This is a genomic window from Butyricimonas faecihominis (assembly GCF_033096445.1).
Classification (GTDB): Bacteria; Bacteroidota; Bacteroidia; order Bacteroidales; family Marinifilaceae; genus Butyricimonas; species Butyricimonas faecihominis.
Genome location: NZ_AP028155.1, coordinates 3,800,035 through 3,814,375 on the forward strand (window position 1 = coordinate 3,800,035; position 14,341 = coordinate 3,814,375).

Below are 14,341 nucleotides of genomic sequence, written 5' to 3' on the forward strand. Positions count from 1 at the left end.
ATTTTATTGGTAGTTAATCTTTTTTTTATAATAACGAATAATATAAAATACAATACATCCTAATAACGCAAGTAGTAATATGCCGGAACTTATCGCTGATATTTTAGCTCCCATAAAGTAGGATTGTGGTTTATACTCGAACGTGATCACGTGTTCTCCGGCAGGAACGATCATAGCTCGTAAAATATAGTCAGCCCGGAATAATTCACTCGGTTGGCCATCCACGTAAACATTCCAGCCTTTCGGGTAATATACTTCACTGAAAACGGCGAGTTGTTCATCGGTGGCGGAAGTTTTATACTCCAATTTATTCGGAGCGTAAGATGTCAGTTGAATGGTGGCATTTCCGTCGAAATTGAATCCCTTGTCTTGGATAATAGATTGGAATTCTTTGTTGATAACGGCAGATTCTTTCGGGTCGATTTGTTTCAACGTGATAATTTCATCATCCGGAGTGTCAACTAACTCGTAATCTTTAACAAACCATGCATTCCCGTACGCGAAACGATTATTGATAGGTGCCGAGTTCGGATCAATGATAATGTATTTCGCATTCAGCATATTTAGTGCTTTTTGCTGGGAAAGGCTTCCCTCGATAGAAGAAAGTGTCGGTGATTGCTTTAATGCGTTCCCGAGATTCTGTATTTCGGGAATGATAAAGTAATCAATCATGTCTTGATAGCGTTGTAATTTTGCGGCACTGTAGCCCCCGATGGTTTTGTGGAAATAACTGGTATGGGAATCGTTAAACACGTCTACGGATAAATCCAACACCCGGTAATTAGGATCTTTATCGGTCAAAATAGCATTATCTGCGGGGCGTAATTTATACTGGCTATTGAATTCTCGTTGTGTAACGAAATGGTCATTGTTCAAATAACGTTTGTCCACGGTCCACATATCTGCAAGAACCAGCAGCCCCATGATTATAGCAACTTGGGTTACTTTTAGCTTTTGAATTACCCATGCCCAGATAACGGCTCCTGCCAATAATATAAAAGCCAATGAACGGAAAGCATCGGTGCGGAGTAAAGATTCTCGTTCTGCGGGTAGATATTGTTGCAACCATTCGGCTTGTGCATCAATGGGAGCGGAGAAATTTCCGGCAAGCCCGGGAATCAAGGCGAATAAAGCACAAATTCCGGCTGTAATACCAAGAGATATTTTCAATGCTTTAACAAGAACTTGGCGTTCAAAACAGCCATTAAGAATTTTGTTCAGCGTGTATATGCCTAATAACGGGATGGTCACTTGCAGTACAACCAGCATCATCGAAGGTACTCTGAATTTATTGTACAAAGGAACATAATCATAGAAGAAACTTGATAATGCCATGAAATGACGTCCCCAACCCAAGAACAGGGCTAATAGGGATATACCCACGATCCACCATTTCATGGGGCCTTTTATCAAGATTAATCCTAGTACGAATAAGAAAATAGCGATAGCTCCCATGTACATCGGTCCAGCTGTAAATGCTTGAGGTCCCCAGTATAAAGGCATTTGCTTGATCATTTGATCAGCATTCTGGGCTCCCGCACTCTTTAAGAATTTGTAAGTCTCCGAGTTTTTGCTTAATGCCCCGGCAGAGGCTCCTCCTTTAAAGTTCGGGATCAACAGATTCAGGGATTCATCTATCCCGTAACTCCATGCTGTCGCGTATTCTTTATCCAAACCGCCTTTGGTTTGGTTCTTTTGATTTAAAGTTAATTCCGAACCACCACGCATGGTATATTTACCATATTCCCATGTCGGCCATAAATGGTTCACATTTGTAGCCCCGGCCAGTCCGGCAGCGACAATTAACAATATGGTTGTTTTCAAGAATGACGGTAGAGCCTTTTGTTTTATAGCCGTGTATAATTGAGCTACACCGTAGAATATCGTAATAAATGCCAGATAGAATGTGATTTGCGGGTGATTGGCCATAATCTCGAAAGAGAGCGTGATGCCAAACAGCACGGCTCCCAGCCATCGGTTCTTTCGAAAGGCATAAACAAGTGCCGCGAGAACAGCAGGCATAAGGGCGATAGCGGTCATTTTGGCATTATGTCCTACTTGAATGATTTGGAAATTATAAGAACAGAGTCCGAATGCCAAAGCACCAACAATGGACAACCAAGGATTGACTCCAAATGCCAGCATAAGAAAGTAAAAACTGATAAAGCCTAGGATTAAATCGGCTGCAGGCCGAGGACCAACGAATAGAAATTCGTAAATATTTTCCAGATAGTTTCCCTTGTAATAGGTACTGATCATGGTTGTGGGCATTCCACTGAACATGGAATTTGTCCAAAGCGGTTCTTCTCCGTTATTTGCGGCCCGGTAATCTATCGTTTCTTTGGCGGCACCCACGAAAGAGGAGACATCCGATTGATTGACAACCTTTCCTTGTAACGTGGGATAGAAATATATAAAACCGATCAGGATCAATAATATAATTGCAAATAAATGGGGATAGAATGCTTTCAGTTTTAGCTGTTTCATTTTGAATCTTTTTTAAGGCCATGTTTATTCGTCGACAAAAATAAAAAATATAATATGAAATCTTTACTACTCGATGAATAATTGCTATTTTTGTTTATCAAGAATTGAATTATGAAAGTGTTCATGTTATCAAATCCCGCCGCGATACATACTCAACGTTGGGTAAGTGCGTTGGCTAAGCGGGGAGTGGAGATTATGTTATACAGTTTTTATCCTTGTGAAAAGGTTGACTATTATAGGGGGATTAAGCATGTACAGGTAAAATCGTTCTGGCAATCACGTGATAGTAAAGGGATCAAGGGGTTTATTTTAGTCAAATTGTTTACTTATTACCGGGCGTTGATAAAAGACATCAGAAATTCCATTCAAACATTTCATCCGGATATCGTTCATGCTCACTATTTATCGGATAATGGTTTATTCGGGGCGTTGGCGGGTTTTCATCCTTTCGTCGTTTCGGCATGGGGAACAGATGTATATGACTATCCCCGGCGTTCATGGAGCAGGGCTTGTGTGATTAAATATATACTGAAAAAGGCGGATCGGGTTTTGTCTACAAGTCATGTGATGGCCCGGGAACTTGCAAGATATACGGATAAAAAACAAATTCCTGTTACCCCATTTGGCGTGGATATGAGATTGTTCAAGAGATTTCCAAAAAAGCATCAAGAGACAGATGGATTCGTGTTTGGTATTGTGAAAACTTTGGAATATGGGTATGGGATAGATACGTTGATTGATGCTTTTGCTCTGTTGTGTAAACGGCGACCAGATCTGAACTTGTGTTTGCGGATCGTGGGAGAGGGAAGTGAGAGAGAAAAATTACAGTTACAGGCAATAAATTTGGGGCTGGCAGAAAAAATCGTATTTGAAGGAAAGGTAGTACATGATCATTTGCCGGAAGTCATCAGTTCTTTTGATGTATTCGTGGCGCTTTCCCGGGTTGAAAGTTTTGGGGTTGCTGTAGTGGAGGCAATGGCCGTGGGCTGTCCTGTTGTTGTATCAGATGCTCCGGGATTCACCGAAATCGTGAAATCGGGAGAGTCCGGCCTTATCGTTGAACGTGAGAATCCACAACAAGCATCAGAGGCCATGGAAACCCTAGTAAATGATGAAACATTGCGGGTTACCTTGGCTCAAAATGGAGAAAAGAGGGTTCGGGAATTATATGATTGGGATAAGAATGTGGAAAATATGATAGAAATATATCAAGAAATCATGGAGGGAAGAAATGTTTAAAGATATAAAGCAAGTCATGAAAGATTCGGTACTTTATGGTATCGGAAATGTGGCCGTTAAGCTTGTCGGTTTTATTCTGATTCCCCTTTATACGGATGCCGAATATTTCTCTACTGCTGATTACGGGTTGATGGGGTTATTGGAGGTGACTTCACAAATTTTGATAGCGGTGATGGGACTTTCTTTATATTCCGGGTTGATTCGCTGGTATTGGGATGCCGAATATCGGGATAAACAAAAGACTATTTTTTTCACGACATTGTTATTTACGATATTGACTTCTTTGTGTATCGGGAGTGTGTTGTGGTTAAATGTTGGTGAGTTATCGGCATTACTGGTACAGCAAGAAGGGTATTCTTTGGGAGGGGAACTTCCATATATTCTTCAATTACTGATATTGACTTCTATGTTGGGGGCAGTTGTTGAAGTTCCACAAAATTTATTGCGTTTACAACGTAAGCCTATCTATTATTCGTTAACGAATATCGTAAGATTGTTTGCAACATTAGTTCTGACGATTTATTTTACAATTTCTTTACATCGGGGAGTATCGGGAGTGTATGAGGCGCAATTAGTCGGTATCGTTATACAATTACTTATGGTATTGCCATTGGTTATTAAGAACAGTTCTTGTCGAGTAGACCGAAAGTGTACAATACAATTGCTGGCATATAGTTATCCGTTAGTTTTTCCCGCCATAGTAGGAAGTTTACTTACTGTTTTTGACCGTTATATAATAAATCATTTTCAAGGATTGGATGATGTCGGTTTCTATAGTTTGGGATATAAAGTAGGGAATACTCTTAAAGTTTTTATCGTGACATCCGTGCAATTGGCTTTAACGCCTTTGTTGATGAAGAAAATGAATGATCCGGATAATAAACGATTTTATTCAAAAGTGTTGACTTATTTTTCTTTTGGTTTGATGTTTTGTGCTTTAGGGTTGAATCTGTTTTCGCGGGAGGGAATCGTTTGGGTGACAACTAATCCGGATTATATAGAGGCGCTTTACGTCATACCTTTCGTGACCTATGCTATTTTTTTCAGTATGATGCGGGAATGTTGCATGATCGGGTTGCAAATTATGAAGAAGACTAAAATTATAAGTTATGTTATAGTTGGTATTACCATATTGAATTTCTTCTTGAATATGCTACTGGTGCCTTCAATGGGAATGTACGGGGCGGCTTTGTCTACAATGATAGTTCATCTAATCTCGTGGTTGGCATGTTATATATTTGCTCAACGGTATTACCCTATTCCCTATGAATTGTCGAAAGTGGGGAAGGTGCTTGTTGTGGGAACAATATTATACCTGATCGGTATATTATTTAATGAAACAGCTATTGGGATAAGTGTATTGGTGAAATTGGTTATTTTGGCCGGGTACCCGTTTTTGTTGTATAAATGGCATTTTTACGATAAGGATGAGTGGAATAACTTGAAAGGTGCTTGGAAGAAATGGTCTGATCTGAGGCGTTTGAAAGAGAATGTGAAAAATGTTAAATACCGAGAGTCATAGGACGATTTTTCATGTTGGGTGAAATTAATTATATTTGTAAGAATCTTAAAATGGACAAATGATGGAAACAGAGCTTTTTAACAGGCAGTATATAATTTCAGAGAAAGAATTGGCTCTAGACGGGTGGAAACAGTTTTTGTTTGATAATTATCATGTTTACGTACATCCGAATCTGGATTATGTACATCAGGATGGGAAACATTTGTCTGTGGCCGTATTGGGGTATCTGTTTGACTATCGGAATACTGGATATACAAATGAAGATATTGTAAAGGGACTATCGGAATCTGTTGACATGGAAGATTTGATGCGGCAACTGGATCAATATTGTGGTCATTTTATTGTACTCTGTAAAGATGCCGCGGGGGTAAAAATTATACCGGATGCTTGTGCGCAGCGAATCCTTTATTATAAGGATTCTTTTGACGTTTTTGCCTCTCAAGTGAAATTAATAGAACATTTTTTCCCCTTGGAAGATGTTGTAGACCCGGAGGCAAAAGTATTTTTTAATTCATCGGTTTATAAATATCGATTATATGCGATCTCCAGCAAGACTTGGAAACAAGGAATATTTCGTTTAATGGCAAATTCCTATCTGGATGTGACTACACGTAAAGTCGTGCGTTTTTTTCCGGCACGGCCTATTCAGAGACAAGCCTTGCAGAATGTTGTGGAACAGGTGATTCCGATGTTTAAAGGATATATCGAGGCGATAGCGAAGCGTTATAAAAAAGTAGTGATCCCCGTGACGGCTGGCTTTGATAGCCGAATGGTTTTTGCCGCTAGTCTTGGTTTGAAAGAGTGTACATATTTTATTTATAAACATCCTTCTTTTAAAGAAAACCACCCGGATCTGGTCATTCCTAAAAAGTTGACAGAATTGGTTGGGAAATCATTTCAAGTGTTCCGGTATTCGCCAGAGGTCGATCCTGTTTTGAAAGAAGTGTATAAGAATAGTGTTGATTATGCCAGAGATCGGACGGCGGCAATGATTCTTTCGGGGAACGGAACTTATTTTAAGGATGCGATAATGTTAAATGGTAATTTAGGAGAGATTGCCCGTAGTTACTACAATTATACAGAGAATGTATCGGGAAGGGAACTTGCGGCGTTGATGGAGTGTAGAAACTATCCTTATGCCGTACGGGAATTGCAAGCATGGTATGATACGAATCGTCCTCTTTTTAAAGCAAATCATTTAAATGCGCTGGATATGTTGTTTTGGGAGTTGGATTGGGGACCTTCGACTGCACAGTCAAAACAGGAATGTTGGATTGCTTCGGAAGTTTGCTCACCTTTTAACTCCCGAATAATGTTGACAACGTTGCTGAGTGCCGATGCAAAGTATCGGGTAAAAGAGTCTTGTCGGGTATTTAGAGAAGTGATTAATCATTTTGCAGGTAAAACAATAGACTTGCCTGTGAACCCGACGGGGAAACATAAAATTATAGCCATGATGAAATGGCTGGGTATTTATTTACCTTACCGGAAATTTCGAATGAATGTGCGTTAATGTGTTTATTTGAATAATTGAATAATATCTTCGGAGCATGAAAATACTGATGGTTTTAGAGAACCAGTTCCCGGATGACGAACGGGTTGAGAAAGAGGCGTTATCTTTGATAAAAGCCGGACATGAAGTCCATTTGTTGTGTGCAACGCTAAAAAAAGAACGTGTCGGGGATGAAAATTATAAAGGAATCAGGTTACATAGAGCCTTGTCGACATCTTTCCTATATAATAAAGCGAAAATTGCCTGTCTGCGCTTGCCCTTCTATTTTATGTTTTGGAAGAAACAGGTCGGGAATTTATTGTGTGCGGAGACTTTTGACGTGATTCATATACATGACCTACCCTTAGCCGAAGTTGGATATTGGGCAAAAAAGAAATTCGGGATAAAATTTGTTTTGGATAGTCATGAGAATTATCCTTATATGTTGGATATGGCTCCCTACACGAAAGGAATAGCCGGGAAGTTGATGTATTCTTTTGATGCTTGGAAACGCTATGAGCGGGAGATGATAGCCAAGGCGGATATTGTTATTACGGTATGTAAAGAGATGTCCGACCGGATGAATGATCTGGTTCCACGGACATATTATCACGTGGACAATACGATTAGTATGGAGTTGTTTCCTCGTCCGGAACCACACCCGACGACAGCAGGAAAGATACGTTTACTTTATGTTGGGGGAATCACTTATCACCGGGGATTACAAAATGTGATCAAGGGATTGGCATTGATAAAGGATAAATCTAAGTACAGTCTTGACATATATGGAAAAGGGGCCTATGCCGGAGAGATAAAAGATTTGGTATTAGCACTTGGTTTAGAAGAGATGGTACATTTCCCCGGGTATTTGAAGTTTCCGGCAGAAGCCGTTAAGATGTGTGCCTATTCTTTGGGAGTAATATCGAACCTGCGTTCGGTACAGACCGACTGTTCTTCTCCGAATAAGATATACCAGTACTTTTATTATGGTTTACCCGTGCTGGTGAGCGATATGAATAGTGTTGGGAATATTGTACGAGAGCATCAAGTTGGAGTTGTGTATAAAGATAATTCTCCGGAAGACTGTGCCCGGAAATTAGAGCAGCTGGTAACCTTGGATTTGGAAGATATGGCAACTCGGGCTCACAAATTGTGTTTGGAGCAATATAATTGGGATGTTTCTGTTAAACAGTTAATAGCAGCTTACGAATCTATTCGTTGAAGTTCCCGGATAATGATATGTCCGGCTTGTCCATCCCCGTACAGAGGAGAAGAAAAAACGTCTTTTGTTGTATGTTTAAGTTGCTTGTAGCTGTTTAAAATATCTTCGTATCTCCAACCCGTAATGATATTGGCTCCTTGTTCAACCAGTTCAACCCATTCCGTTTCAGTTCGGAGTGTGATACAGTATTTTTTGAAAAAATAGGCTTCTTTTTGTAAACCACCACTATCCGTGGCAACAAGAGAACAGTGTTTTAGCAGATAAACCATCTCTAGGTAGCCTACGGGGTCCACCAGTTGAAGGCGGGTTTGTTTAAAATTGAAATTCAACTCTTGTAATTTTTTACGGGTACGGGGATGAATAGGAATAACGACAGGCATTTCTCGTGCAATCTCTTCAAGAGCAGCGATGATAGATTGTAAACGTTCGGGAGAATCCGTGTTTTCAGCCCGGTGCAAAGTAGCTAAAATAAAATGTTCCGGAAGTAAAAAATCAGGATGTTGGGCTTTATTGGCATAAAAAAGTGCGGCATCTTGCATGACATCACCACAATTCAATAATGTACAAGGAAATTGTTTAAAGCCTTCTTGGTGTAAGTTTTTAATGGCTTGCTCTGTGGGACAAAACAATACGGAACTTATCCTATCCGTGAGAATTCGGTTGATCTCTTCCGGCATATTCATATTGTATGAACGTAGTCCGGCCTCGATGTGTGCAACCCGGATATGTAATTTACTTGCTGCCAAGGCTCCGGCCAGCGTGGAATTTGTATCCCCGTAAACGATCACCCAATCCGGCTGTTCCGCTAATAGGATAGATTCAATCTTTTCGAGCATCTGGCCTGTCATTGCCCCATGAGTCATCCCGTTGATATTCAAATTGTAGTTAGGTATGGGTATACACATTTCTTCAAAGAAAATATCAGACATATTCGTGTCAAAATGTTGTCCCGTGTGAACGATAACTTCCTGTACATCCGGGAAATTGCTGATGGCTCGACTGACCACGGCTGCTTTTATGAATTGAGGGCGTGCGCCTATGATAGTAACTATTTTCATGTGGTGAATTATGATTTCTTATTTCCGTAATAATTTTTTGAAAATCCTTTTACTTCCTTTCCGAGCAAGGCATTCCAGCCTCCCCAGAGTAATCCGAAGCCGTAAGCGAAGACTTGGATGAGCAAAGTAATGATGGAGAGGAAGGCAACAATGATGTTCCGGTATCTGAAAAGTGACTGAAAGAAAGCGAACAAGCAAACGAACATTAATCCGTAGTCAACAATATTCCATACAAAATGTACGGGAGGATAGTTTTGTCCTGTGAAAAAGGTGCATAATTCCAAAACGACTAATCCAACGATTAATAGGGCCGGGAGCAGGTGAATCGGTTTTAGCGTGTGTGGATGGCGTCTGGATAAATTGATGCGTGCAACTCCCCAGTTAAAGATTTGGCGGAAGAACTTGGGTATACTTGTACGGCGTTTATGATAGACATAAGCATCTGCGATTAGCCCCACTTTAAAACCGGCATTGTATATTCGCATGGAATAATCCATATCCTGACCATGACGCAGTCCTCCCATACCTCCAATTGTGTCATATACTTTTCTGGATATTCCCATGTTGAAACTTCTGGGATAGAAACGACCCACGTGCTTTTTATTTCCCCTGGTTCCTCCTGTTCCGATGAATGAGGTCATGGAGTAATTAATCGCTTTCAGTAGGGGAGAAAAAGAGGGATGACAGGTGTCCGGGCCTCCGAATGCGTCATAATGATGTTCGTTTTGGGCCTTCTCAATTTCAGCCAGCCATTGAGGGGGAAACATACAATCGGAATCTACAAAGATAAAATACTCTCCTTGGGCTTTACTCATGCCGTAATTTCTGGCAGCCCCGGGACCTTGATTTTGTTGGTATATCGCTCGTATTTGAAGTCCGCTGGCAGAGTGGTATTGTTCGATGAATTCCTTGAACCCGTCTTTCGAACCGTCATCCACGAATAATAATTCAAAAAGACACCGATTCCCTTCGAGCTTTTCTGCGCTTTCAAGGAGTTCTTTCACTTCTTCCAGACGGTTATATACGGCAATGATGATAGAGTATTTCATGAATAGGTATTTTAATAGTAGGCTTCGATGTTATCTTCTACTCGTTTGTGTATGAACTCCTGTTCCCAGATAGCCAGTCCCAGGATGATCCAGATAAAATTGTAGTGCCACCGGAGTTTCGGATGTGCCGGGTAATCCAGAATATAGCGGATATAGTCATAATTGAATATTCCCTGTTTCTCGATATATTCTTTTGTAAGAATCTTCTCGGCTGTATCTTTTAAATCCTTTTTGAATTGTAGATACGGGTTCACCGTGAATCCCCATTTCTTTTTCGTGATAATCTTGGGGGGAAGATATGGTTTCATGGCTTCCCGGAAAAGATTTTTAGTCTGGTTATTTTTGATCTTCATCTCCACGGGGAGAGTAAAGCCGAAGTCTACCAAATCCCGATCAAGGAAAGGAATTCGTTCCTCAACCGAATGGGCCATGGACATCCGGTCATCCGTAAGCAAATAATCGTTTACCATTTTGGATTGAAATTCGGCATATAACACTTGATCCAATCCGTTCTGGTGGCGTACAGATTCAAAAATCTTGTCAAATTCCTTATGTACCTTGAATTGTTCTATTTTTTGCTGTTTCAAGAACGATTCCGAATAGATATTCCTGTAGAACGGGTTATCGAAATCCCACGTGTTTCGCAGGATGAGGTAAAAGCGCTCCACGTTCCCGATAGACAGTAACATTTGTACGCCCCGGCGATATTCGTCGTAACGTAATGATTTAGAATTGTTCTGAAGACGGAAGATGAAATCCGATTTCCAGCGTAACATACGTTGTAGCCATTGTGGAGTATGGTGATGCCAGTTTTTGAACGGGTAAATGAATTTATGAATATCATATCCGGCAAATAGTTCGTCTCCGCCTAGCCCTCCGAGAATAACTTTCACGGTTGGGTGGACAAAAGCCGACATATTGAATCCCTGCAATAGATTAATTTTAGGTTCCTCTGCATGCCAGATTACCTTCGGCATTTGTTGCATCGGATTCATCGATAGGCTCAACGTGTGGTGATGCGTGTGAAAGTGATCAGCGATTTGTTGGGCATCGGGAAATTCATCCGTGGGCTCATTAAACCCTAGGGTAAACGTGTTGATCTCGGGGACACCCAGTTCATGCATTTTCTGCACGATCGTTGAGGAATCCAGTCCGCCCGATAGATACACGCCTACTGGAACATCACTGACCAATTGGCGTTTCACGGCCTGTTTGATCAATTCGTTCATTTTCTCTTTCGCCTCGTTTTCCGTGATGGATCGATCGATATTCACAGCCAGCTGCCAGTAGCGTTTTACCGTGAACAGGCCGTTTTCAAACACGGCAAAGTGAGCCGGGGGAAGACGTTTGATGCCTTCAAAAAGAGTCTCATTCCCTTGCGTGTAACGCAAGTTCAAGTGTATATGTAAAGCCTTTAAATTTAATTTCCGTTCATATTTCGGGTGTAGGATAATGGATTTCTGTTCGGAACCGAAAACTAATACACCATCTTTAAGGAAATAGTGTAGAGGTTTAGTTCCGAAATGATCCCGTGCGAGAATCAGGCGGTTATTGTTTTGATCCAGTAGGGCAAAAGCAAAAATACCGTTTAACTTGTTGAAGAATCCGGTTCCGTACTCCTCGTAAAGATGAACCAGAACTTCCGTGTCGGTAGCGGTATAGAACACGTGTCCCTTGGATTTGAGTTCTTCCCGGATTTCTTCGTAGTTGTATATCTCCCCGTTAAAAATGACACAGACACTTTTGTCTTCATTAAAAATAGGTTGATTGCCACACGTGGAGACGTCGATAATGGACAAACGCCGGTGTCCGAGAGTGAAATCCCGGTAGGTATATATAGATTGATCATCCGGCCCCCGATGTTCAATCGTGGTCAGCATTTCCGACATGAGTTGAGTGTTATCTGTATCCCGTTCGAATATTCCGGCTATTCCACACATATTACAAGAGTTTGTTTATACAAAAGTATTATTTTTTCCCGTTTTATTATAAACGATTCAGTTTCTTTAATGCCGTGAACTTGTGGCGATACATTTTTAAAATATTGGAAATACGGTCATACTGATGGAATTTCTCGCTAAAAAGGCGTAATTCCTCTTTTCCGGTGATTCGATAGAGAATTAGGAGTTGCTGGCGAACAAGTCTGAGATAACCGATCGTGCAGGGGTCATCTTGTGGATAACCGGAAAGATCGCAGCGATTGAATCGAGGCCAGAACCCCATGTCAAACAGAGGAAGTTGACGGGTAAGACCTTCTATTCCTTCATTAAACAGCCGAAGAGCGAGCGCATACCCGTTGGGGTCCTTGTTTTCGGGAACTGCACGAATATAATCGTATAAACCGAAAAGGCAAAAGCCATGGCCATCCAGTACTCGTGTCGGACACTCTGCCACGTATTCTTCGTAAAAGGTTTCCCCCTTTTCCCGGTCTACGGAAACCCCTCCGACTGTTATATCCTTCGTGAAAGGAATTAATGCTTGAGTTGCAACCTTCAAGTAGGCATCATCCTCTGTAAGTTGCCAGGCTCTCAATAGCATGGATATTCCCCTACTTTGTGCGAAGGCTGATTTCCAAGGTTGATAAACATGGTATTCGGGTTTAGGCACGTCGGTTAGCCAATAACAACCGAGTTCTGTATGATCTGTCCGATTGTTCATAAACCAGTCTGCAATGCGAAGAAAATGAGCCCTTTTCTCTTCGGAATGTGTCTTTAACCACGAGTGGAATATGGCTAACCCGTACTGTCCGATAGAAATAGGATAGTAGTGCAGTTTTGTATCTTCCACGTCAATATAAGTCGTGTTCAGGGGGACTCCATTTTTGTCGAAAGAGTGAATCAGACGATTGAGCTTAGCTATGTCCTCGTCAAATTTGATGTAATAATAGCCTAGCGTTTCAGATTGATTCTCCATGTTAATTTCGATCTTGCGGTTCGTGTTGAAATCTCGCAAAAGTTTACGTAACATGAAAATAGCTTTTTTAATCTTCATGGTGGGCTAAGATTTGGGTTAAAGACTGGGTTAAGGACTTTCTCGAATAGCGGTTGACTACATTGTCCTCTTTTATAGGAGATTGTGGATCAAAATTATTCAGTAAGGAGGTTAGAAATTGAAACATACCTTCTTCATCGTCATATTCGAATGTTTTCCCGGCCTTACAAACTTGAATGATGGCTGCGGCATCACCATCGGTAGGACCGAGGCAAAGAATAGGGGTTCTGGAGCCGATATACTCGAAAAGCTTGCCCGTGAGATTACCTTTACTCCCTTCGATGTTGGGGATAATGAGTAATAGAACAGAAGAACTCTTCATGTATTTGATGGCATTAGCGTGGGCTACGAACGAATGGATTTCTACGAAATCTCCCAGTTGTTCCGAGAGTTTTTGAGCTATACCCTGATCCACTTTACCAACAAAACGTAGTTTGAGTTTTCCTGATGTGGAAAGTCTTTTAACTGAATGGATAAAGGAATCAATCGTGTAGTCAGCCGCCAAAGTCCCCGTGTAGGTAATTGTGAAAACATCCTCCTTTGGAATAGTTAGGTCGAAATCCTCGGCATCGAATCCGTTAGCGATAACTTTTATTTTAGAGGCTTGAATGGCCGAAGATTTTGCTGCCAGTTGCTTTTTGATGTAGTCGCTTACCGTGATTACCTGATCTGCATCCAGAAGAACATTTCGTTCATATTTCCGGTCAATCGCTTTTGCAATGGGAGTTGGATACATTTTATTATAGTAATAGATGTCAGTCCATGGGTCTCGAAAATCAGCAATCCAATGCAGATGGAAACGCTTTTTTAGTTTTTGTCCGACCAGATGGGTTGACATAGGCGGACCCGTTGTGATGACGGTGTCTATTTTTTCTTCCTGAATAATTTGGATGGCTTGGTGATAAGCGTGTTTATTCCAGCCTCTCCGGGCATCCGGTAGGAAGAAATTACCCCGGATAAAACGGGCAATCTTCTGTTTTAGACTGGGACTCCCTTCATTGACGAATCCGCTATACGGGGCACTTTGGGCTTTAGTCAGTTTTTTATAATATTCATATATACCGGAACAATCCGTTCGATACACGATTTGTCCGGCTCGTACATCTTGTTCCAGCGTGTGGTCTTTTATGGGATATTCAGCCTTTTCCGGATCAACCGTGATGATGATCGGATCATAACCAAATTCCGGAAGGTACTTCGAGAACTTCAACCAGCGTTGAACTCCCGGTCCTCCTGAAGGTGGCCAATAATAGGTGATGATCAGAATCTTTTTCACGGTGA

The 14,341-nt window shown here is 41.2% G+C and carries 10 protein-coding genes; 4 read left to right on the plus strand and 6 right to left on the minus strand.

What is annotated here, in order from left to right; genetic code table 11:
- Positions 1-3: 3 nt before the first annotated feature.
- Entirely contained in the window at positions 4-2,487 is a 2,484-nt protein-coding gene (locus tag R8806_RS15710) for a YfhO family protein (protein ID WP_124315718.1), read from the minus strand.
- A 111-nt stretch (positions 2,488-2,598) separates the two neighbouring features.
- Between R8806_RS15710 and R8806_RS15715 the strand changes: the two genes are divergently transcribed.
- The 4 genes from R8806_RS15715 to R8806_RS15730 are packed head-to-tail and all read left to right on the plus strand — an operon-like array spanning position 2,599 to position 7,962.
- Positions 2,599-3,726 (plus strand): glycosyltransferase, encoded by a 1,128-nt coding sequence (locus R8806_RS15715; RefSeq protein WP_124315717.1) that lies wholly within the window; start codon positions 2,599-2,601, stop codon positions 3,724-3,726.
- 16 nt (positions 3,727-3,742) lie between these two features.
- Positions 3,743-5,248, plus strand: coding sequence for a lipopolysaccharide biosynthesis protein (locus R8806_RS15720; RefSeq protein ID WP_164719541.1), 1,506 nt, complete (start codon positions 3,743-3,745; stop codon positions 5,246-5,248).
- Between the two features lie 58 nt (positions 5,249-5,306).
- The gene (locus R8806_RS15725; RefSeq protein ID WP_124315715.1) at positions 5,307-6,761 is read left to right on the plus strand and encodes a hypothetical protein; all 1,455 of its coding nucleotides are present in this window, start codon (positions 5,307-5,309) and stop codon (positions 6,759-6,761) included.
- A 37-nt stretch (positions 6,762-6,798) separates the two neighbouring features.
- Positions 6,799-7,962, plus strand: a complete 1,164-nt coding sequence (locus tag R8806_RS15730) for a glycosyltransferase (protein WP_124315714.1) — start codon at positions 6,799-6,801, stop codon at positions 7,960-7,962.
- Here R8806_RS15730 and wecB read toward each other — a convergent pair.
- Genes wecB through R8806_RS15755 form a run of 5 tightly spaced genes read right to left on the minus strand, consistent with a single transcriptional unit; the run spans position 7,944 to position 14,336 of the window.
- On the minus strand, positions 7,944-9,020 hold the full coding sequence (wecB, locus tag R8806_RS15735) for a non-hydrolyzing UDP-N-acetylglucosamine 2-epimerase (RefSeq protein ID WP_124315713.1): 1,077 nt from the start codon (positions 9,018-9,020) through the stop codon (positions 7,944-7,946). The genes R8806_RS15730 and wecB overlap by 19 nt on opposite strands.
- An 8-nt stretch (positions 9,021-9,028) precedes the next feature.
- Positions 9,029-10,069 (minus strand): glycosyltransferase family 2 protein, encoded by a 1,041-nt coding sequence (locus R8806_RS15740; RefSeq protein WP_124315712.1) that lies wholly within the window; start codon positions 10,067-10,069, stop codon positions 9,029-9,031.
- An 11-nt stretch (positions 10,070-10,080) separates the two neighbouring features.
- Positions 10,081-12,009: an asparagine synthase (glutamine-hydrolyzing) gene (gene asnB / locus R8806_RS15745; protein WP_124315711.1), complete on the minus strand. Its 1,929-nt coding sequence runs from the start codon at positions 12,007-12,009 to the stop codon at positions 10,081-10,083.
- A gap of 46 nt (positions 12,010-12,055) precedes the next feature.
- Complete coding sequence (locus tag R8806_RS15750; RefSeq protein WP_124315710.1) at positions 12,056-13,060, minus strand: D-glucuronyl C5-epimerase family protein; 1,005 nt, start codon at positions 13,058-13,060, stop codon at positions 12,056-12,058.
- Positions 13,050-14,336 carry a glycosyltransferase family 4 protein gene (locus R8806_RS15755; RefSeq protein ID WP_124315709.1) on the minus strand — a complete coding sequence of 429 codons (1,287 nt, stop codon included), beginning with the start codon at positions 14,334-14,336 and terminating at the stop codon, positions 13,050-13,052. Before R8806_RS15755 ends, R8806_RS15750 begins: the two co-directional genes overlap by 11 nt.
- Positions 14,337-14,341 lie beyond the last annotated feature (5 nt).